At 72.8% G+C, this 20873-nt stretch carries 22 protein-coding genes and 1 other RNA gene; 21 read left to right on the top strand and 2 right to left on the bottom strand.

The window, feature by feature from the left end:
* Positions 1 to 99 precede the first annotated feature (99 nt).
* Together RM572_RS23005 and RM572_RS23000 are read left to right on the top strand one after the other, a co-directional pair.
* The gene (locus tag RM572_RS23005; RefSeq protein WP_394813685.1) at positions 100 to 2106 is read left to right on the top strand and encodes an N-acetylmuramoyl-L-alanine amidase; all 2007 of its coding nucleotides are present in this window, start codon (positions 100 to 102) and stop codon (positions 2104 to 2106) included.
* 236 nt (positions 2107 to 2342) lie between these two features.
* On the top strand, positions 2343 to 3101 hold the full coding sequence (locus tag RM572_RS23000) for a hypothetical protein (RefSeq protein WP_311675321.1): 759 nt from the start codon (positions 2343 to 2345) through the stop codon (positions 3099 to 3101).
* A 151-nt stretch (positions 3102 to 3252) separates the two neighbouring features.
* Here the strand turns inward: RM572_RS23000 and RM572_RS22995 are convergent, their stop codons facing one another.
* The gene (locus RM572_RS22995; protein ID WP_027763423.1) at positions 3253 to 3447 is read right to left on the bottom strand and encodes a hypothetical protein; all 195 of its coding nucleotides are present in this window, start codon (positions 3445 to 3447) and stop codon (positions 3253 to 3255) included.
* A 283-nt stretch (positions 3448 to 3730) separates the two neighbouring features.
* Between RM572_RS22995 and ftsE the strand changes: the two genes are divergently transcribed.
* The 7 genes from ftsE to RM572_RS22960 all read left to right on the top strand — a co-directional run bounded on the left by ftsE (position 3731) and on the right by RM572_RS22960 (position 9965).
* Positions 3731 to 4420, top strand: coding sequence for a cell division ATP-binding protein FtsE (gene ftsE / locus RM572_RS22990; RefSeq protein WP_027763424.1), 690 nt, complete (start codon positions 3731 to 3733; stop codon positions 4418 to 4420).
* A 78-nt stretch (positions 4421 to 4498) separates the two neighbouring features.
* Positions 4499 to 5410 (top strand): permease-like cell division protein FtsX, encoded by a 912-nt coding sequence (gene ftsX / locus RM572_RS22985; RefSeq protein WP_027763425.1) that lies wholly within the window; start codon positions 4499 to 4501, stop codon positions 5408 to 5410.
* Positions 5411 to 5478: 68 nt separating this feature from the next.
* A complete protein-coding gene (locus RM572_RS22980) occupies positions 5479 to 6696 on the top strand; it encodes a S41 family peptidase (RefSeq protein WP_311675320.1) in 1218 nt (405 codons plus the stop codon).
* Positions 6697 to 6713: 17 nt separating this feature from the next.
* Complete coding sequence (gene smpB / locus RM572_RS22975) at positions 6714 to 7232, top strand: SsrA-binding protein SmpB (protein WP_051308156.1); 519 nt, start codon at positions 6714 to 6716, stop codon at positions 7230 to 7232.
* 158 nt (positions 7233 to 7390) lie between these two features.
* Positions 7391 to 7762: a transfer-messenger RNA gene (gene ssrA / locus RM572_RS22970) on the top strand.
* Positions 7763 to 7998: 236 nt separating this feature from the next.
* Positions 7999 to 8901, top strand: coding sequence for a glycoside hydrolase family 19 protein (locus RM572_RS22965; protein ID WP_311675350.1), 903 nt, complete (start codon positions 7999 to 8001; stop codon positions 8899 to 8901).
* 158 nt (positions 8902 to 9059) lie between these two features.
* Positions 9060 to 9965 carry a hypothetical protein gene (locus RM572_RS22960; RefSeq protein WP_311675319.1) on the top strand — a complete coding sequence of 302 codons (906 nt, stop codon included), beginning with the start codon at positions 9060 to 9062 and terminating at the stop codon, positions 9963 to 9965.
* Here RM572_RS22960 and RM572_RS22955 read toward each other — a convergent pair.
* Positions 9931 to 11205 (bottom strand): MFS transporter, encoded by a 1275-nt coding sequence (locus RM572_RS22955; protein WP_311675318.1) that lies wholly within the window; start codon positions 11203 to 11205, stop codon positions 9931 to 9933. The genes RM572_RS22960 and RM572_RS22955 overlap by 35 nt on opposite strands.
* Positions 11206 to 11421: 216 nt before the next feature.
* Between RM572_RS22955 and RM572_RS22950 the strand changes: the two genes are divergently transcribed.
* From RM572_RS22950 to RM572_RS22895, 12 genes are all read left to right on the top strand, one after another.
* Positions 11422 to 12168, top strand: coding sequence for a TioE family transcriptional regulator (locus tag RM572_RS22950; RefSeq protein WP_311675317.1), 747 nt, complete (start codon positions 11422 to 11424; stop codon positions 12166 to 12168).
* Between the two features lie 82 nt (positions 12169 to 12250).
* Positions 12251 to 13150 (top strand): Vgb family protein, encoded by a 900-nt coding sequence (locus RM572_RS22945; RefSeq protein ID WP_311675316.1) that lies wholly within the window; start codon positions 12251 to 12253, stop codon positions 13148 to 13150.
* Positions 13151 to 13373: 223 nt separating this feature from the next.
* The gene (locus tag RM572_RS22940) at positions 13374 to 14351 is read left to right on the top strand and encodes a LysR family transcriptional regulator (protein WP_311675315.1); all 978 of its coding nucleotides are present in this window, start codon (positions 13374 to 13376) and stop codon (positions 14349 to 14351) included.
* 42 nt (positions 14352 to 14393) lie between these two features.
* Positions 14394 to 14594: a hypothetical protein gene (locus RM572_RS22935; protein ID WP_311675314.1), complete on the top strand. Its 201-nt coding sequence runs from the start codon at positions 14394 to 14396 to the stop codon at positions 14592 to 14594.
* On the top strand, positions 14591 to 14908 hold the full coding sequence (locus tag RM572_RS22930; protein ID WP_311675313.1) for a type II toxin-antitoxin system PemK/MazF family toxin: 318 nt from the start codon (positions 14591 to 14593) through the stop codon (positions 14906 to 14908). The genes RM572_RS22935 and RM572_RS22930 overlap by 4 nt, the downstream gene beginning before the upstream one ends.
* A 135-nt stretch (positions 14909 to 15043) precedes the next feature.
* The gene (locus tag RM572_RS22925; protein WP_311675312.1) at positions 15044 to 16411 is read left to right on the top strand and encodes an MFS transporter; all 1368 of its coding nucleotides are present in this window, start codon (positions 15044 to 15046) and stop codon (positions 16409 to 16411) included.
* A 64-nt stretch (positions 16412 to 16475) separates the two neighbouring features.
* On the top strand, positions 16476 to 17603 hold the full coding sequence (locus tag RM572_RS22920; protein WP_311675310.1) for a uroporphyrinogen-III synthase: 1128 nt from the start codon (positions 16476 to 16478) through the stop codon (positions 17601 to 17603).
* A gap of 218 nt (positions 17604 to 17821) precedes the next feature.
* Entirely contained in the window at positions 17822 to 18031 is a 210-nt protein-coding gene (locus RM572_RS22915) for a hypothetical protein (RefSeq protein ID WP_311675308.1), read from the top strand.
* A gap of 34 nt (positions 18032 to 18065) precedes the next feature.
* The gene (locus RM572_RS22910) at positions 18066 to 18692 is read left to right on the top strand and encodes a hypothetical protein (protein ID WP_311675307.1); all 627 of its coding nucleotides are present in this window, start codon (positions 18066 to 18068) and stop codon (positions 18690 to 18692) included.
* Between the two features lie 119 nt (positions 18693 to 18811).
* Positions 18812 to 19372, top strand: a complete 561-nt coding sequence (locus RM572_RS22905) for a GNAT family N-acetyltransferase (protein WP_311675306.1) — start codon at positions 18812 to 18814, stop codon at positions 19370 to 19372.
* A 76-nt stretch (positions 19373 to 19448) separates the two neighbouring features.
* Positions 19449 to 20012 (top strand): sigma-70 family RNA polymerase sigma factor, encoded by a 564-nt coding sequence (locus tag RM572_RS22900; RefSeq protein ID WP_394813684.1) that lies wholly within the window; start codon positions 19449 to 19451, stop codon positions 20010 to 20012.
* Positions 20009 to 20827 (top strand): anti-sigma factor family protein, encoded by an 819-nt coding sequence (locus tag RM572_RS22895; protein ID WP_311675303.1) that lies wholly within the window; start codon positions 20009 to 20011, stop codon positions 20825 to 20827. The genes RM572_RS22900 and RM572_RS22895 overlap by 4 nt, the downstream gene beginning before the upstream one ends.
* Positions 20828 to 20873: the final 46 nt, after the last annotated feature.

The raw sequence follows: 20873 nt of genomic DNA, 5'->3' as shown, positions 1-20873 counted from the left end.
CGTGCGGTGCGGCGAAGTCGTGCGCGGTAGTTGACCACCGGGCACGGGGTCGGTTCACCTGAGGCGGTTCACTCGGAACCACTTCGAGGAGGCTGCACCGTGGCAGGGACGATCCCCCGACGACCCGGCAGACGACGCACCGCGTACGCGGTGGCCGGCGTCGCCGCGGCGGCGCTGCTGGCGCCACTGGTCACCGCCGTGCCCGCATCGACCGACGAGACCGCGTCCCGCTCCCTCCAGGGGGCGTACGAGCGGGCGGCGGAGCGGTACGAGGTGCCGCGGAGTGTGCTGCTGGGGGTGTCGTACCTGCAGTCGCGGTGGGACGGGCACGCCGGTGCGGCGAGTGTGTCGGGCGGGTACGGGCCGATGCATCTGACGGATCTGCGGACGGCGTTGGCCGAGTCCGGGGAGCACCATCACGGGGGTGCGGAGGATCCGCGGGGCGACACGGCCCGTCCGCTGGACGTGGCGGCGCTGTCTCAGACCGCCCGGGCGCACGAGAGCCGGGAGGCCGGGCGGGTGCCGGAGCGGCTGCGGACGCTGCCGGAGGCGGCGGAGCTGACGGGTATCGCGGCGGAGCGGCTGCGGGAGGATCCGGCGGCGAACATCGCGGGTGGTGCGGCGCTGCTGGCGCAGGCGCAGCGGGAGCTGGGTCTCCCGGCGAGCGAGGACCCTGCGGACTGGTTCGGCGCGGTCGCCGCCTACTCCGGAGCGGACGACGAGACCACGGCCGCGGTGTACGCGGGCGACGTCTTCGACGTCATCCGGAACGGCGCCGCACGCACCACGGACTCCGGCCAGCGGGTGACGCTGAACGCCCACGAGAAGGTCGAGCCCGAGGTCCGGCAGGTCCGGAAGCTCGGCCTGAAGAAGGGCGAGCGGAACCCGAACCTGGAGTGCCCGCGCAGCATCTCCTGCACGTGGATGCCCGCCCCGTACGAGGAGTGGACCAACCCGGACGGCTCCACGGACTACGGCAACCACGACAAGGGCGACCGCCCGCGCACCCAGGACGTGGACTACATCATCGTCCACGACACCGAGGCGACGTGGGACACCACACTCGACCTGGTGCAGGACCCGACCTACGTCTCCTGGCACTACTCGCTGCGCTCCTCCGACGGGCACGTGGCGCAGCACCTGAACCTCAAGGACGTCGGCTGGCACGCGGGCAACTGGTTCGTCAACGCCAAGTCGGTGGGTCTGGAGCACGAGGGCTTCCTCGTCGACCCGGACGCCTGGTACACCGAGGCGATGTACCGGACGTCGTCGCGGCTGGTGCGCCACCTCGCCCGCACGTACGACATTCCGCTGGACCGTCAGCACGTCCTCGGCCACGACAACGTGCCGGGCACCGTGCCTGCCACCATCCCCGGTATGCACACCGACCCCGGACCGTACTGGGACTGGGCGCACTACTTCCGACTGCTCGGCGCCCCCTTCCACCGCGAAGGCTCCTGGCGCGGCGCGGACATGGTGACGATCCTGCCCGACTACGACGCGCACCGGCCGGTCTACACCCGCTGCGACGACTCCGGCGACCCGTGCGCCCCGCACGGCTCCGCCGCCGTCCGCCTGCACACCGCGCCCGACCCGGACGCCCCGCTGGTGAAGGACATCGGCCTGCGCCCGGACGGCGACCCGTCGACCACCGGCGTCAACGACACCGGCGCCCGGGCCACCACGGGTCAGCAGTACGCCCTCGCCGGCCGCGACGGCGACTGGACCGCGATCTGGTACCTCGGCCAGAAGGCCTGGTTCCACAACCCCGCGGAGGAGCGGACGGCGGTCCCGGCCCGCGGCTGGGTCGTCACCCCGGAGGACGGTGAGGACTCGATCCCGGTCTACGGCCGCGCCTACCCCGAGGCGGGCGCCTACCCGGAGGACGTGCCCGTGCAGGCCGTGGTACCGCACCCGTACGAGCTGAAGGCGGGTCAGGAGTACGTCGCCGGACTGCGGACGAAGGGCGAGTACTACTACGCCGTCGAGTTCGACCCGTCCGGCCACCAGGTGGTGCGGGGCGAGGAGACGTACTACCAGATCCAGTTCGGACATCGCGTCGCATTCGTGAAGGCTTCGGACGTCGACGTGCGCCGCGCGCGCTGACGCAGCTCCGCTGTCTACCCGGGTGTCGGGAGACTCACACTCTCTTCACCCGGGTTGGGCAGGTCTTCGCTTGACGAGGGTGTGAAAACTGGGAAAGCTGTTCGCTCGGCGGGCGTGTGAACGGGGCGCGTTCGGGCGGGAATCGATGTGAACGACGACGACTTGACGCCCGGCGCCATGACGGCCCCTCACATTTCGGCACCTTCTGACGAGCATCTACTGGGGGTAGTTGGCAGATGAGCAAATCCAAGACGCGTGTGCGCGTCGCGCGCGTGGCGGCCGGTGCGGTGTTCGCCGCCGGCCTGTCGCTGACCGCGAGCGGTGCGGCGTCGGCCGTCGGCATCGACCTGGGCATCATCCAGGTCGGTGTCGGCGAGGAGGACGGCACCGTCGCCGGCGTGACCGAGGGCTCCACCGAGGGCACGGCGGTCGGCGTCACCGAGGGCCAGACCGAGGGCACCATCGCCGGTGCCATCCAGGGCACCGAGGGCGGCACCACCACCGACGGCGGCACCACCACCGACGGCGGGACCACCACGGACGGTGGCACCACCACCGACGGTGGCACGACCTCCGAGGGCACCGACGGCGGCACGACGACCGACGGTGGCACCACCACCGACGGCGGCACCACCTCCGAGGGCACCGACGGCGGCACGACCACCGACGGCGGCACCTCGAACGGCTCCACCGGCGGCGACACCGGCTCCACCGGTGGCGGCGAGGAGCCGAACACCGTCGGCGGCAGCGGTGGTGGCGAGGAGCCGGCCACCGTGGGCGGCAGCTCCGGTGGCAGCACCGGCGGCGACACCACCCCGGAGGGTGGCGGCAGCACCCCGGTCGGCCAGGAGCAGCCTCAGGACGAGCTGGCCGAGACCGGCTCCGCCGAGACCGCTCTCCTGCTGGTCGGTGCCGCGACCATGATCGCGGGTGGCGTCGGCTTCCGCCTGATGCCGCGCCTGCTCAACCGTGGTGGCGGTGCCGCGGCCGCCTGACACCAGGCGCCGTAGCGCTGCGTGACCTCCGGTGACGGCGGTCGCACCAGGCACGAGAGACGAGGGCCCGGAACGCGTACGCGTTCCGGGCCCTCGTGCGTTGGATCACGGGTGTGCGGAGCGCGGTCGCGCGCTCACACGGGGTGGAGTTCTAGGCCGTGGCCATCCGCTGGGCCAGGAAGGCGACCAGCGCGGCCAGTGCGAGCAGCAGCGCCATCAGCGCGGGACTCAGGGCGCCCAGCGGTCCGCTGAGCTGGAGACGTTCACGCTGCGCACGGCAGACCGAGCACCGGCCCTCGCTGACGGGACCCGCGCAGTTGGCACACACCAGTCGGTCGCATGTCATGCGATCCTCCTCCTCTGCCCGCCGTCGCCGTCGCCGTGGGACAGGTTCCCCGACGGCTCACCGGGCATTCCCTTCCCCTCCACTGTGCCAGGTGTCGGCGGCGGGTGCAGAAAAGCAGGCAGGCGTGCTGCCTGTTATGCGGTGGTACGTACCGTGAAGAAACCCACCTGTACCGGACGGCCACTGCGCAGCGCGCAGCGCGTCGCGTAGTGTCGCCTCAACCTGGGGGGAGCCGGTCATGGGCTTCCCCTCCTCCTACCCAGGCCAACGTGGTGCGAAAACCGTGATCCGATTCGACAATGTCTCCAAGACCTACCCCAAGCAGAACCGTCCCGCGCTCCGCGACGTCTCGCTGGAGGTCGAACGGGGCGAGTTCGTCTTCCTGGTGGGTTCCTCCGGCTCCGGAAAGTCGACCTTCCTGCGGCTGATCCTGCGCGAGGAGCGCGCCAGCCACGGTCAGGTCCACGTTCTGGGCAAGGACCTGGCCCGGCTCTCGAACTGGAAGGTGCCGCAGATGCGCCGCCAGCTCGGCACCGTCTTCCAGGACTTCCGGCTGCTCCCCAACAAGACCGTGGGCGAGAACGTCGCCTTCGCGCTCGAGGTGATCGGCAAGTCGCGCGGCCAGATCCGCAAGACCGTGCCCGAGGTCCTCGAACTCGTCGGTCTCGGCGGGAAGGGCGACCGGATGCCCGGCGAGCTGTCCGGCGGTGAACAGCAGCGCGTCGCGATCGCGCGGGCGTTCGTCAACCGGCCGATGCTGCTGATCGCCGACGAACCGACCGGCAACCTCGACCCGCAGACCTCCGTCGGCATCATGAAGCTGCTGGACCGCATCAACCGCACCGGCACCACCGTGGTGATGGCGACCCACGACCAGGCGATCGTCGACCAGATGCGCAAGCGCGTCATCGAGCTCGAGAAGGGCCGCCTGGTCCGCGACCAGTCGCGCGGCGTCTACGGCTACCAGCACTGACCCCCGGGCGGCGGCCCGCCCGCCGTCCCCCGCGGCACCCCGCTCAGCTCGCCCCCGCACGGAAGCAGGAAGGACGCCATGCGCGCCCAGTTCGTAATGTCGGAGATCAGCGTCGGTCTCCGCCGCAATCTCACCATGACGTTCGCGGTGATCGTCTCGGTCGCCCTCTCGCTGGCGCTGCTCGGCGGCTCGCTGCTCGCGACCGAGCAGGTGAACGCGATGAAGGGCTTCTGGTACGACAAGGTCCAGGTGTCGATCTACCTCTGCAACGAGAACGACGCCGAGTCGGACCCGAACTGCGCCAAGGGTGCCGTGACCCAGCAGCAGAAGGACGAGATCGAGGGAGACCTGAAGGACCTCGGCGTCGTCGAGAAGGTCTACCACGAGTCCGCGGAGCAGGCGTTCCAGCACTACCAGGAGCAGTTCGGCGACTCTCCGCTCGCGGACTCCCTGACGGCGGACCAGATGCAGGAGTCCTTCCGCGTGAAGCTGGAGGACCCGACGAAGTTCAACGTCATCAACACGGCGTTCTCCGGGCGGCAGGGCGTCCAGGAGGTGCAGGACCAGAAGAACCTGCTGGAGAACCTCTTCGGGCTGCTCAACGGAATGAAGATCGCAGCGCTCTTCGTGATGTGCATGATGCTCGTCGTCGCGTTGCTGCTGATCATCAACACCGTGCGGGTGTCGGCGTTCAGCCGCCGGCGGGAGACGGGCATCATGCGGCTGGTCGGCGCGTCCAGCTTCTACATCCAGATGCCGTTCATCCTGGAGGCGGCCATCGCCGGCCTGATCGGCGCCGGGTTCGCCTGCGTGCTGCTGGCCGGCGGGAAGTTCTTCCTCATCGACAACTGGCTCCAGCAGGAGATCGTCCTGATCAACTTCGTGGGCTGGGACGCCGTGGTGAAGGTGCTGCCGCTCATCCTGGCAGTTGGTGCGCTGATGCCCGCCTTTGCAGCTTTCTTCGCTCTGCGCAAGTACCTGAAGGTGTGACACACGACGCGAGTGACTGTTCCGACATCGCGTCTTCATCGGGCCGTGACTGCCCTAGACTCCGCAGCATGTCGGGCACGTGGAGAAATGCGCCTCCTCGCCGGGTACGGCGGGGGGCGGCGCTGACCCTGGTCTTCGCGGGCGCCCTGGCCACCGGTGCCGCCACCAACTCCTGGGGCGGCGTGCCGGGAGGGCCGGGCGCACCCGGAGTGCCCGGGCCACGCCACGAGTTGAACGGCGCGGCCGGCCGTACGCCGGGCGGCGCGGGCGCGGTACCGGCCGAGGCGGCCGAGGCCGCCGAGGCCAAGGTCGCCGCCGAGGAGCTGGTGAGCCGCAGCGGTGACCGCTGGGAGGCCGCCTACAGCGCCCACGAGTACGAGGGCTTCGAGCGTCGCATGGGCGGCGCGTACGTCGGCGTCGGCGTCTCCGTCGAGCGGTCCGACGTCTCCGGCGGCGACGAGGTCGTGCGCGTCGAGGACGTGCTGCCGGACAGTCCCGCGGACCGGGCCGGCCTCCGGCCGGGGGACCGGCTGCGAGCCGTCGACGGCGTGCCGGTGACCGGCGAGCCGGTCACCGAGGTGGTCGCGCTGCTGCGCGGTGCCACCGACGCGTCCCCGGGCCGCGCCGCCGACCCCGGTACGGCCGTCGACCTCACGCTCAGCCGCGGCGGCCACCAGTGGAGCGAGACCCTGGAGCGGGCCCGGCTCGCGGCCCGTTCGGTCTCCGTCTCCCAGCCGTCTTTGCGGGTCACGCGTATCGAGATCTCCTCCTTCACCGAGGGCGTCGGCGCCCGGGTGCGCCGGGCCGTGGCGGAGGCGCCCGAGGGCAGCGGCTTCCTCCTCGACCTGCGCGGCAACTCCGGCGGCCTGGTCGCCGAGGCCACCGAGTCCGCCTCCGCCTTCCTCGACGGCGGGCTGGTCGCCACCTACGACTACGACGACGAGCAGCAGGCGCTGTACGCCGAGGGCACCGGGAACACCGGGGCGCCGCTGGTGGTTCTCGTGGACGGCGGCACGATGAGCGCCGCGGAGCTGCTCACCGGAGCCCTCCAGGACCGGGGACGCGCGGTCGTCGTCGGGAGCCGGACGTTCGGCAAGGGCTCGGTCCAGGTGCCGCACCGGATGCCGGACGGGTCGGTCGCCGAGCTGACCGTCGGCCACTACACCACCCCGTCGGGCCGCCGGGTCCACGGCCGGGGACTGCTGCCCGACCTGGAGGTACGGTCCGGGGACCGCGCCGCCGAGCGGGCCTGTCGGGTATTGAGTGGCCTCGCAGCCGGGTCGTAGAGAAGAATGGCCTGGCTATGGCGAAGATGAAGACCCAGAGGGCCGGCAAGAAGGCCAAGGGCGCCGGCTCCGACCGGACGCTCGTCGCGCAGAACAAGAAGGCGCGGCACGACTACCTGATCCTGGACACGTACGAGTGCGGCATCGTCCTGACCGGCACCGAGGTCAAGTCGCTGCGGCAGGGCCGGGCTTCGCTGGTCGACGGCTTCGGCCAGGTCGACGACGGCGAGGTCTGGCTGCACAACGTGCACATCCCCGAGTACGCCCAGGGGACGTGGACGAACCACAGCGCGAAGCGCAAGCGGAAGCTGCTGCTGCACCGCTCGGAGATCGACCGGCTGATCGGCAAGACGCAGGAGACCGGCCACACGCTGGTGCCGCTCCAGCTCTATTTCGTCAAGGGCCGCGCGAAGGTCGAGCTGGCGCTGGCGAAGGGCAAGAAGGAGTACGACAAGCGGCACACGCTGCGCGAGAAGCAGGACCGGCGCGAGGCGGAGCGCGTGATCTCGGCGGTCCGCCGCCGCCAGCGCGCGTGATCGCGCCTGCGCCCCGGGCGGGACGGGGCGCGCCGGGCGGCCTGAGCCGACCGGGTGGCCGCCGGGAATACGGTGGCAGCCCACGGCGCTGATCCCGTACGATGGTCCCGTACCCGGGCGCTGCGGCGCATCGGGTGCGGAGATTCTCAACTCAACATGGGGATGATCGGTTTCGACAGCGGATGTCGAAGCAGGGGAAGCGAGCCGAGGAACGCGGCAATGATCTCGTTAACCATGTGCCGCAAAAAAATAATCGCCAATTCCAAGCGCGATTCCTTCGCCCTCGCTGCCTAAGTAGCGACTTGCGAAGTGTCGGCCCGGGGATGTTCCCGACCCGGTGTCCGGCATCAGCCAGGGGACTCACCGCGTAGGTCCGGTCACGGGACCTGCAGGGACATTTCACAGTGACTGAGCCCGTCGGAGACGTGTCCGCGAGATCTCCGGGGCTGAGAAAATCGCAGCGGACTGCGCTCGGAGAAGCCCTCCTTCTGCTCCGTTGGACGCGGGTTCGATTCCCGCCATCTCCACCATCACCATGTGTCGAAGAGCCCCTGACCGGCGGTACCACCGCCGGTCAGGGGCTCTTCTGCGTGCGGGGTCGCAGGTCGCGGGTCGCGGGTCGCGGTCGAAAAACATTGGTCCATACCTTGACTGGTCTGGACCAAACGGCTTGACTGCACTCCATCAACCTTCCCCCACCTCGCGGCCCACCGCAGGGCCGCGCGCGAAGGAGTGAGCAGTGTCCAGCAGCACGCGTAGACGCAGCTTGACCACCCGGCTCAAGGCCCTCCTCGCCGCCGCCGGCCTGGCCGGCGCGCTGGCCGTGGCCCTCCCGATGTCCACCGCCACCGCGGCGCCCGCCTGCGAGGCGGCCTGGAACTCCGGCACCGCCTACACCGGCGGCGACGTCGTCTCCCACGGTGGCCACAACTGGGAGGCCAAGTGGTGGACGCAGGGCGAGACGCCCGGCACCACCGGACAGTGGGGCGTGTGGGCGGACCAGGGCACCTGCGGTGACGGCGGCGACCCGGATCCCGACCCGGACCCGTCCGGCTTCCTCGTCAGCCAGGCGCAGTTCGACCAGATGTTCCCGAGCAGGAACTCCTTCTACACCTACGACGGCCTGGTCGCCGCGCTCGGCGCCTACCCGGCGTTCACCAACACCGGGAGCGAGACCGTACGCCGCCAGGAGGCGGCCGCGTTCCTCGCCAACGTCAGCCACGAGACGGGCGGGCTGCGGTACGTCGTCGAGCAGAACGAGGCCAACTACCCGCACTACTGCGACGAGTCGCAGCCGTACGGCTGCCCCGCGGGCAACGACGCCTACTACGGCCGCGGGCCCATCCAGCTCAGCTGGAACTTCAACTACAAGGCCGCCGGCGACGCGTTGGGCATCGACCTGCTGAACGACCCCTGGCAGGTGCAGAACGACTCGGCCACCGCGTGGAAGACCGCGCTCTGGTACTGGAACACCCAGTCCGGCCCCGGCACCTACACCGGTCACGAGGCCCTCACCGGCGGCCACGGATTCGGCGAGTCCATCCGCAGCATCAACGGCGCCCTGGAGTGCGACGGCGGCAACCCCGCCCAGGTCCAGAGCCGCATCGACAAGTACCGGGCGTTCACGCAGATCCTCGGCACCACCCCGGGCGGCAACCTCAGCTGCTGAGACGCCCTCCGTACCACCCCTCACCCTTCCGCCGCCGGCCGTGCCCGTCTCACGCCGGCGGCGGAAGGCCGCGCGGGGCCCGTCCTGCTGTCACCCGAACGGGTGGGTCTTGTGCCTTCGGCATATTCCGCTTCCGCGCGATCCCTACCGTGCCTCCCATGGTCACCTCCTCCCACGAGGCGTCGCACCGGATCTTCCAGGACCGCCCCGAACTCCTGGCACCGGTCTTCCGCCTTCTCGGCGTTCCGCTGCCGTCGCCTGCGGCGGTCGAAGTGCTCTCACCGGACGCCACCGAGATCCGGCCCCTGGAACGCAGAGTCGACAGCGTCCTGCGAATCCGGCCCGAAGGGGCGTGGGACGACTTCCTGCTCGCCATCGAGGCCCAGGGCCGCCGGGACCCCGCCAAACGGCGGAGCTGGGCGTACTACCTCGGCCATCTCGGTGCGAAGTACGACTGCCCCGTCCTGCTGCTGGTGACCTGCCAGGACCGGAGCACGGCCCGCTGGGCGTCCGGCCCGTTCTCCCTCGGACCGGACGGCTGGCGCACGGCCCTCACCGTCCACCCGCTGGTGCTCGGGCCGGACAACGTCCCCGTGATCACGGAGCCCGAGCACGCGGCACGCGACCTCGCGCTGGCCACGTTCTCCGCGATGACGCACGGGAACCATCCGGATGCCGCTGCCATACTGGAAGCTCTCGCCGCCGCGCTGGGTGCGGCGGACGGCGAGTCCGCTGAGTACTTCACCGAACTGCTGGAGATCGGACTGGGCGACAGCCCGGCCCGTGCCACCTGGAGGAAGCTGATGAGCATGGGGACCTTCTTCCCCGGGCGGGGGACCATCGTCGAGGAGTCGTACCTCAAGGGCATGGAGGAAGGCCGGGAAGAGGGGTGCGCCGCCGGGCGGGCGCACGCCGTGCTGCGGCTCCTGGAGAAGCGGGGCGTCCCCACGCTGGCCGCCACCCGGGCCCGGATCACCGGCTGCACCGACCTGGACCTGCTGGACGTCTGGTTCGACCGCGCGCTCACCGTCACCGACGCGACGGAGATCTTCGACCGCGACTGAGCCGGTCCCCGTGCGGGCTGCGGAAGCCGGCCAGGGCGACGACGGCCGCCGGCAGCGCGGTGCCGACCGGCACGAGGTAGGCGAGCGCCGGGCCGCCCGGCAGGTGCTGGGCCGCCCAGCCGCCCGCCGCCGAGCCGGCGGCGATCCCCGCCAGCAGGGCCGTCACGGCGAGGGTCATCCCCTCGTTCAGGCGGGCCGCCGGAGTGCGGCGCTGGATCAGCGTCATCCCCGTCACCATCGTCGGCGCGGTCGCCATGCCGGCCACCAGCAGCGTCCCCGCCAGCACGAGCAGGCTCCCGGACGCCGCCCCCAGCAGCGGCAGCGTCATCAGCGCCGCCATCGCCGCCACGCACCCCCGGAAGCGGCGCCGTACGGAGCCGGACGGGGCCCACGTGCCGAAGGCCAGCCCGGCCACCGCCGAACCGCCCGCCTGCACCGCCAGGACGGCGCCGCCCGCCGCGCCGTGCCCCAGCGCGTCCGCGTGGGCGAGGGTGACCACCTCCAGCGCGCCGAACACCGCGCCCGTGCACACGAAGGTCGCCAGCAGCGGCGGCATCCCCGGCAGCCGTACGGGCGCCCGGCCGCGCCCCGCCTCAGGCGGGGCGACGGGCGGCTCGGTGCGCCGCTGCGCCGCGAACAGCAGGATGCCGGTCAGCAGCAGCACCGCCCCCGTGAGCGTGCCGGCCTCGGGAAACAGCGCCGTGCACAGCAGCGCCGCCAGCACGGGGCCGCACACGAAGCACAGTTCGTCGGCGACCTGCTCGAAGGAGTTCGCGGTGTGCCGCGCGCCGTGGTCGTCCCGGTGCAGGTGAGCCCAGCGGGCCCGGGACATGCCGCCGGTGTTCGGCGTCGTCGCGGTCGCGGCGTACGCGGCGAACAGCGTCCAGTCCGGAGCCTGCAGACGTACGCACAGGACCAGCGCGAGCGCGCCGCAGGCGGCGAACGCGGCGGCGGGCACGGCCACCCGCGCCTGTCCGTAGCGGTCCACCAGCCGCGCGGTGAGCGGCCCCACGACGGCCGTCGCGGCCAGCCCGGTCCCGGTGACCGCACCGGCGAGGGCGTAGCTGCCGCGCTGCCCGGCGATCATCATCACGGCCGCCACGGTGAACATCCCCATCGGCAGCCGGGCGACGAGGTTCCCCACCGTGAACGCCACCGCGCCGGGCGGCGCGAACAGCCGCACGTAGGGCGCGGTCCAGCGGCGGGCAGGCGTGACCGGGGCAGGAGAGGTGGTCGGCATGGTGACCACCCTCGCGGCACGAAGGGCCAGCGGTCCAACACCTGTTGCGGTCCCGTTCACGCACCTGCGTTGTGCATGCGGGCGGGCGCCGTCGGGCGGGCCCGGCGCCGCGCGGGGGGCAGCAGCCGCATCCCGTCGGCGGTGGCGGTCGTCAGGCTTTCCGCGCCATCGCGCAGACTTCTGTGGAGACTTCCACCCGAAGATGCGGGGTTCACGGTGCGCAACCTTCACAGCGCGGAGCGGCTCAGGCCGGTCGACCTGGCCCGTGCGCACGGTCTGTCCACCCAGGCCGTGCGGAACTACGAGGAGGCCGGCATCCTGCCGGTCGCCGACCGCACGCGCCACGGCTACCGCACGTACACCCCGCTCCACGCACGGGCCCTGCGCACGTTCCTCGCTCTGCTGCCCGGCCACGGCCACCCGGCCGCGACGTCGATCATGCGGGCGGTCAACGAGGGAGCGGCCGAGGAGGCGTTCCGCCTCGTCGACGAGAGCCACGTCCAGCTCCTCGAGGACCGGCGCACGCTGCAGGCCGTGGAGCGCGCCCTCCACGACCTGACGTCGCCGGCCCCCGGGCCCGCCCCCGGTTCCGGCCCCGACGCGGCCGGGCCCGGACCGGGCGGCACGTTCATCGGTCCGCTGGCCCGGAAGCTCGGGCTCCGCCCCGCGACGCTCCGCAAGTGGGAACACGCCGGACTGGTGCACCCGCGCCGTGACCCGGCGACCGGCTACCGCGTCTACGACCAGGCCGACGTACGGGACGCCCGGCTGGTCCACCAACTGAGGCGGGGCGGCTACCTGCTGGAGCAGATCGCCCCGCTGATCGCCCAGGTGCGCGCGGCCGGCGGGCTGGAGCCGCTGGAGGCCGCACTGCGGGACTGGCACGACCGGCTGTCCGCCCGCGGCCGGGCCCTGCTCGCCGGCGCCGCCGAACTGGACGCGTACCTCCGCGCCCGCGGGTGAAAAAGGAGTTGCCGCGGCCGTCCGGCGCCGGGGACCGTGCGGGGGTGGACGGTGGCGAAGCCGTCCGGAAGGGGGAGCGGCTGTGCGGGGAAGCGGAGACCCGGTCGTCCAGGAGTTCGCCGTCGGAGGCCCGGGAGCCGGACCGTACGGCATCGCGGCCGGGCCGGACGGTGCGCTGTGGTGCACGCTCGTGCACCACGGCCGCATCGCGCGGCTCGCCCCGGACGGCACGGTCCGCGAGTACGACCTGGGCGCGCCCGAGTGCCGCCCCACGGTCATCGCTCCCGGACCGGGCGACGGCGCCCTCTGGTTCACCCGGCTCCAGGACCACCGGATCGGCCGGATCACCGTCGACGGCGACGTGCGGTCCTGGCCCGTTCCCACGCCCGACTGCGGACCCTTCGGCATCACGGCCGGGCCGGACGGCGCGATGTGGTTCACCGAGACCGGCGCCGACCGCGTCGGACGCATCGACACCGCGGGCGAGATCGCGGAGTTCGCGCTCCCCGTCGAGGGCGGCTACCCCTCGGCGATCACGGCGGGACCGGACGGCGCCCTGTGGTTCGCCCTCAACCAGGCCGACGCCCTCGGCCGCATCGACGTGCACGGCGACGTGACCCTGCACCCCCTGCCGACGCCCGGCGCCGCGCCGGTCGGCATCACCAGCGACGGCACCGCCCTGTGGTTCGTCGAGATCGCGGCGGGCCAGGTCGGCCGGATGACGGTGGACGGCGCGGCCGAGGAGTTCCCGCTGCCGGACCGGACGGCCAAGCCGCACGCGATCGTGGCGGCGTCCGCGGGCGAGTGCTGGTTCACCGAGTGGGGCGCGGGCCGTGTCGGCCGCATCACGGCCACCGGCGACCTCGCCTCATACGCCCTGCCCTCCCCGTCCTGTGAACCCCACGGCATCGCCGTGGGCCCCGACGGCGCGGTGTGGACGGCCCTCGAGACCGGCTCCGTCGCCCGCCTGAGCGCACCCTGACCGGCCGCACGCCCCCTCAGCCGTGCTCCGACGCCGCTTCCGTCCGCTGTCGCTCCGCCCACCACGGGCATGCTGGACATGATCCGCTGCCCGTGGCGGCGGACTACCGTGCGTCCATGAGAAGCATCTTGGCGCGGGAAGCCCCGCGTCACCGTGACGCGGTCCCGGGCCGGGACTGCCGCGCGCGTGCGGGTCGCACGCGCGCGAGCGGCGGGGCGGGGCGATGACCGCGCCCCGGGACGTCGAGCCGCGGCTGTTGCGCGGGTTCGTGGCCGTGGCGGAGGAGCTGCACTTCACGCGGGCCGCCGCGCGGCTGTACGTGGCCCAGCAGGCGCTGAGCCGGGACGTCGCGCGCCTCGAACGGGAGGCCGGCGCGACGCTGTTCGTGCGGTCGACGCGGCGGGTGACGCTCACCGCCGACGGTGAGCGGCTGCTGCCGTACGCGCGGGCGGTGCTGGCCGCGCACGACGAACTGGCCGCCGCGTTCGCGCCCGCCGGGCGTCCGCTGACCGTGGACGTCGCCGCGCCGGTCAGCACGGGGCGCGAGGTGCTGGAGGCGGCACGCGGACGGGCACCGCGCACGGAGTTCGTGGCCCGCTACCGTGCGGGCCTCGCGGGCGCGGCGGCCGAGATCCTCGCCGGCCGGCTGGACGTCTCGTTCGGCCGCGTCGCCGGGCTCGCGGCCGAGGTGTCGGCCGGGCTGGAGCACCGGCTCGTCCGGTACGAGCGGGTCGCCGTGCTGCTGCCCGAGGACCACCCGCTCGCGGCGCTCCCCGAGGTGCCGCTCGGCCGGCTGGACGGCGAGACCCTGTACGCCGGGGCGGGCAACGACGACACCGCCGAGTGGACCGACTACGCCCGCGCGCTCTTCGCCGGGCGCGGCATCCGCCTCGCGCCGCCGTTCCCGAGGATCGAGGGCGAGGAGGAGTTCCGCCGTGTCGTGCGGGGGCGCGGCTGGTCGGTGCTGGCCACCGAGGTGTTCACGGGCGTGGAGGGCATGGTGCTGCGTCCGCTCACCGACCCGGTGCCGCTCGCGCCGGTCTCGGTCGTGTGGCGCCGCGGTCTGCGCCACCCGGGCCTGGACGCCCTGCTCGCCTCCGCCGCCGACCTGTCCCGCACCTCCGGCCGGTTCGCCGTCCCGCCCGGCGCCTGGCTCCCGGAACCGGACCGGGACCTCGCGCACCGTCACACTTCTGTGTAACAGATGTTGCACAGTGGTGTGGCGCGGGCTACGCTGAGCGGTATGGCAGCGACCATAGGGTTCCGCCCCACGGACGAGGACGCTCGCATCATCGAGGCGGCAACGCGCGAGGGCGAGGCGACCAGCGACGTCATCAGGCGCGCGCTGCGCCTTCTGGAACGAGAAGTCTGGCTGGAGCAGGCACGCAAGGATGCGCAGCGACTCCACGCGGAAGACCTGTCGGCCGACGAGGACGCCTGGTGATTCGCGGAGCCGTCTACCGGGTCGACCTCGGACAGGCGCAGCGCGGTCACGAACAGGGCGGGCGACGCTATGGCCTGGTGCTGTCCCCGACATCCATGCCGTGGAGCCTCGCCACGGTGGTGCCCACGTCCACGCGGGCGCAGCCGGCCGTCTTCCGGCCCGAGCTGTCCATCGCCGGTGCACGGACGCGCCTGCTGGTGGATCAGCTTCGATCCATCGATGTCCGGTTCCTCCACGGTGAGCCGGTCGACTACCTCACCCGGGACGACCTTGCCGAGGTCGAGCACGCCGTGAGCCGCTATCTGGGCCTCTGACCGCACAGCTGCTCACGTCGGCTCCGTCCGTGGCGTGAGCGCGTCGTTGCGTCGGTGTGACGCACCGCCACGGGGGTGAAACGCGCGACGCCTAGCGTCCGGAACGTCCAGCAGGGCGAGTCGGAGGAGGGCCGGATGCGCGCGCGGCGGCGCTGGATGGAGCGGTGGGACCCGGAGGACCGGGGGTTCTGGGAGACCGAAGGGCGGCACGTGGCGCGGCGGAACCTCGTCGGGTCGGTGTGCGCCGAGCACGTCGGCTTCTCGGTGTGGAGCATGTTCGCCGTGCTCGCCCTGTTCATGGGCGAGGCCCACGGCGTGGACGCGGCCGGGAAGTTCACTCTCGTCGCCGTCGCGTCGCTGGTCGGGGGTGCCCTGCGGGTGCCGTACGGCTTCGCCGTCGCCCGGTACGGCGGCCGCGACTGGACGGCGTTCAGCGCCGCGCTGCTGCTGGTGCCGTGCGCCGGGCTGTGCGCGGTGTTCGCGGCGCCGCCCGGCAGCGTGCCGTACGGGGTGCTGCTGCTCGTCGCCGTCACCACGGGGGTCGGCGGCGCCAACTTCGCCTCCTCCACGGCCAACGTCAACGCCTTCTACCCGCTGCGTCTCAAGGGCCGCGCCCTCGGCCTCAACGCGGGCGGCGGCAACATCGGCGTCGCCGTCGTGCAACTCGCCGGGCTGGGGCTGATCGCCCTCGGCGGCGCCGGGCACCCGTGGGTGCTGCCCGCGCTGTACGTGCCGCTCGTCGTCGCGGCGACCGTGTGGGCGCTGCGGCGGATGGACAACCTGGGCCCGGTGCGCGGCGACACCGGCGCCGTCGCCGAGGCGGCCCGGCACCGGCACACCTGGATCGTCGCCGCCCTCTACATCGGCACCTTCGGCTCGTTCATCGGCTACGGCTTCGCGTTCGGGCTGGTGCTCCAGGGCCAGTTCGGCCGTACGCCGCTGGAGGCGGCCTCGCTCACGTTCGTCGGGCCGCTGCTCGGCTCGCTGCTGCGCCCGGTCGGTGGCCACCTGGCCGACCGGTGGGGCGGCGCCCGCGTGACGCTGGCGGTTTTCGCGCTGATGACGGGCGCCACCGTGCTGGTCGTGGGGGCGTCCGTACGCGGCTCGCTGCCCCTGTTCGTCGCCGGATTCGTGCTGCTCTTCGTGCTGACCGGCGCGGGCAACGGCTCCGTGTACGCCCTGCTGCCCGGCATCCACGAGGCCGGCGCGCGGTCCCGCGGCCTGGTGGGGGAGGCCGCGGCGGCGCACGCCCGGCGCATGGCCGGGGCGGCGATGTCGCTGATCGGCGCGGTGGGGGCGTTCGGCGGGGTCGGCATCAACCTGGCACTCAGCCGCTCCTTCGCCGCCACGGGCTCCGGGACGGCGGCGTTCGCCGTCTTCGCCGCCTACTACGTGCTGTGCGGCGCCCTCGTGTGGGCGGTGTACGTGCGCCCGCCGCGGCCGGGCCCGGCGCCGGCCGAGCGGGCGCGTAACACTGGAGAAACGCCGGTGAACCGGCGGTGACACGCGGGGCGCCCACCATGGCCGGGGGCACCCGCAGAACCCCGCACCACAGGGACGAGGGACGATGAGCGAGCAGGAACCCGTCAGGCCGCTGGACGGCTTCACCGTCGGCGTCACCGCCGCGCGCCGCGCCGATGACCTGGGCGCGCTGCTGGAGCGGCGCGGCGCCACGGTCCAGCACGCGCCCGCGCTGCGCATCGTGCCGCTGGCCGACGACGCGGAACTGCTCGCGGGAACGAAACGCCTGATCGCCGAGCCGCCCGACCTGGCCGTCGCGACGACGGGCATCGGCTTCCGCGGCTGGCTGGAGGCCGCCGACGGCTGGGGCCTGGGCGACGAACTGCGCGCCGCGCTCGCCGGTGCCGAGATCCTCACCCGCGGCCCCAAGGTGCGCGGCGCCGTACGCGCCGCCGGACTGCGCGAGTCCTGGTCACCGGAGTCCGAGTCGATGGCCGAGGTGCGCGACCGGCTGCTGGGGGAGGGCGTCCGCGGGCGCCGGATCGCCGTGCAGCTGCACGGCGATCCGCTGTCGGACTTCGTCGCGGCGCTGCGCGCGGACGGTGCGGAGGTGGTGGGCGTCCCGGTGTACCGGTGGCTGCCGCCGGAGGACCTGGCACCCGTCGACCGCCTCACCGACGCCGTGCTGGCCGGGGCCGTCGACGCGCTCACCTTCACCAGCGCCCCGGCCGCGGTCTCGCTGCTGGAACGGGCGGGGGAGCGGGGCGTACGGGACCCGCTGCTGGCGGAGCTGCGCGACGGACGGGTGCTCGCCGCCTGCGTCGGGCCGGTCACGGCGGCCCCGCTGGAGGCGGCCGGGGTGCCCACCGCCAGCCCCGAACGCTTCCGGCTGGGCCCGCTGGTCCAGCTGCTGTGCGCGCGGCTGCCGGAGGGCGCCGCCACGTTCGAGGTCGAGGGCCACGGGGTGGAGCTCCGCGGCCACGCCGTGGTGGTCGACGGGCGGCTGCGGGCGGTGCCTCCGGCGGGCATGGCCCTGCTGCGGGAGCTGGCCCGCCGCCCCGGCTGGGTCGTCTCCCGCGCCGACCTGCTCCGCGCGCTCCCCGGAGCGGGGACGGACGAGCACGCCGTCGAAACCGCGATGACCCGGCTGCGCGCCGCGCTCGGCGTGCGCGGCGTCGTCCAGACCGTCGTCAAGCGCGGCTACCGCCTCGCCGTCGAACCGGACGGGCGCTGACGGACTTCGGTCCACCTCGTGAGATCCAGTGGGTTGGTACACCGGACGTTCTGGGACGACGGGCACACAGGCATGTCACTTGTCACCGGAAAGAGGTAACCCCTCGCTCAACGGGGGTACACCCCTGGTGAGGAATCTGATCGTGCGTCACCATGGCAGTCGGGTCGCACCACGCTTCGGTGCGGTCGTCCGGACGTGCCACGTACCTGGGGGTGGACATGACGGTGATCGACCAGCGGTTACCGGAACATGACGACGACACACTCATCGTCGTCACTGCCGAGGAGTTCGAGGAGGCTGCGCGCCGCTCCCTCGCCGAGCTCGGCCTGACCTACGCAGAACTCGAACAGCAAGCCGAGCAGCGGCACTTCACGTCCGCTCGTGCGCACGCACTCTGGGTCTCCATCGGCGGCACGGTTGACCTCTGAGCTCGGAAGGCGGGCTCGCGACTTCGCTCAGCAGTTGCAGTACACGCTCAACAAGACGATCTGCCAGCACGTTCGTATGGTCGCGGTCCAGCGGCCGTTCTTCGCCGGCCCGCCCGTGTTCACCATCGGCTCAGGGCTCTCGAGGTCGAATCCGACTCAGCCCACCGGTTTCCCGCTCGGTATCGACAACAAGAAGCCGCGGGTCTGGATGAGCCTCTCCTACCAGGTCCGCATGGACGACGAACAGTGTTACCTGGCGGTGCACTCCTCCTACTGCGGGATCTTCGCCGAAGCAGACCTGAGCACGTGCCTGTGCCACTTCGACTTCGAGCGCGAGAAGGAGCACTACGCGGGGGCTCACCTGCAGGTTCATGGGAGCTCACCGGCGCTCGACAAGCTCAACCGCGGGCACGATGTCGGCCGGACCCTGGACAAGCTCCACTTTCCGGTCGGCGGGAAGCGCTTTCGTCCCAGTCTCGAGGACGTCATCGAGTTTCTGGTCTCCGAACGCCTGGTCGATGCCCGCGAGGGTTGGGAACAGGTCGTCGAGGACGGTCGAGACCAGTTCCAGCGCCAGCAGCTCAAGGCTGCCATGCGGCGGAACACCGCAGTGGTGCAGGCATGGGTGCGCGATCATGGGCAGGCCATGGTCAGGGAGTGAGCACCGCCTGCCGGCGTTTCGAGACTTCAGCCTCGACGCAGCTGACCTCCGGTGTTCGTCGGTCGGCGCTGTAGCGAAAACCGGTGGCCGGGCGGGTCGTGTGTGGGGAGGATCGCCGCATGGGCCACTTCCTCGAGACCGAGCGGCTGGTGCTGCGCGCGTTCACCGCCGACGACGCCGACGACCTGTTCGCGCTCGACGACGACCCCGAGGTGATGCGGTTCCTCAACGGCGGCCGCCCCGCCGACCGGGAGGCGATCCGCACGTGCACGATGCCGCGGCTGCTGCACGTCCACGCCTGCACCGGGACGCGCGGCTACTGGGCCGCGCAGGAGAAGGGCGCCGGCACGTTCCTCGGCTGGTTCGAGTTCCGCCCGCCAAGCGACGACAGCCCCGCCGTGGTCGAACTCGGCTACCGGCTGAACCGGGCGTCCTGGGGGCGCGGCTACGCCACCGAGGGGTCCCGTGCGCTCATCGACAAGGGGTTCGCGGACCTCGGCGTCGAGCGCGTCACCGCGAACACCATGGCCGTCAACGTCCGCTCCCGGCGCGTGATGGAGAAGTCCGGCCTGGTCCTCGTCCGCGCCTTCCACGGGGACTGGCCGGACGCGATCGAGGGCTCCGAGCACGGCGAGGTCGAGTACGCGCTCACCCGTACCGCGTGGGAGCGGGCCCGCTGACGGCGCTCCGCGGCCGGTGAACGTCGCGGACCCGGTGGGCGTACCCAGGGGTGGAGGCTCGACCGGAGGTCGCAGGGTGCGGGACGATGCGCGGGTGAAGGACGGCGCGGCTCACGACGACGGCGCGGCTCACGACGACGACGCGCTGATGCGCGCCCTGTACGAGGCGCACGCCGTGCCGCTGTACGCGTTCGTGCTGCGCCTGGTCGGCGGCGACCGGCATCGCGCCGAGGACGTGGTGCAGGAGACGCTGCTGCGTGCCTGGCGCAACGCCGAGAAGCTGCATCGCGGCAGCCCGGCCGCGCTCCGCCCGTGGCTGGTCACCGTCGCCCGCCGCATCGTCATCGACGGTCACCGCAGCCGCCAGGCCCGCCCGCACGAGGTGGACCCCGGGCCGCTGGAGTCCGTGCCTGCCGCCGACGAGATCGACCGGGCGCTGCGGGCCATGGTGATCTCCGAGGCGATGGCCGACCTGACCGCCGCACACCGGCGGGCGCTCGTCGAGACGTATCTGCGGGGCCGCAGCGTCGCCGAGGCCGCGGAGGCGCTCGGGGTACCGCCCGGTACCGTGCGGTCGCGGGTCTTCTACGCGCTGCGTTCGCTGCGCCTGGCCCTGGAGGAACGGGGGGTGACGTCATGACGGGCGACCCCCTCGGCACGCCGGACACCCCCGGTCCGCCGCCGTCTCCGCACACCGACGTCGGGGCCTACGCCCTCGGTCTGCTCACGGACGCCGAGGCGTCCCGCTTCGAGGACCACCTTGCCGGGTGCACCCGGTGCGCCGAGGAACTGGAGGCGAATCTGGGCCTGCGTCCCCTCCTCCAGGAGGTGGCCTCCGAGGCGTCTTTCGGATCCGTGCCGTCTTCCGGGTCCGGGCCGGCATCCGGTGCGCACGAGGGCGGGGGCCCGCTGGACCGGGCGCTCGCCGCCGCGGCCTCCGAACGGCGCCGCGCGCGACGGCGCCGCCACGCCCTGGCGGGCGCCGTCGCGGCGGTCCTGCTCGCCGCCGGCGCGCTCGGCGGCGTGGCCGTCGGCCCCCTCGCCGGTGACGACGACGCCGACCGGCCGCCGCCCACCACGGCCGAGGCGGCGCGTGCCGCCTTCGCGCAGGGGGAGAAGTTCTCCGACCACGACCCGTCCACCAGCGTCGAGGCCACGGTGTCGCTCCAGGAACGGCCCTGGGGCACCCACGTCACCCTCCGGATCGGGAACCTCACCGGCCCGCGCGCCTGCGACCTGGTGGCCGTCGGCGGGGACGGCGGCCGGCAGACGGTCGCGACCTGGTCGGTGCCGGGGTACGGCTACGGCATCGAGGGCACCGCGTACGAGGAGCCGCTGTACGTGGCGGGCGGCGCCGGCCTCACGCCCGACCGGATCGACCACTTCGAGGTCCGCACGCTCGAGGGCGAGAAGCTGGCCGCCATCCGGATGGAAACCCCCGCGGACGGGCTGTGACGCGCGGCACCACGCACGGGACACGCCCGCACGACACCCGCAGGTC

The organism is Streptomyces hazeniae, assembly GCF_031845485.1.
GTDB classification, from domain to species: domain Bacteria; phylum Actinomycetota; class Actinomycetes; order Streptomycetales; family Streptomycetaceae; genus Streptomyces; species Streptomyces hazeniae.
Note: the sequence above shows the minus strand (reverse complement) of the source record. Positions and strands in the feature narration are given on the sequence as shown.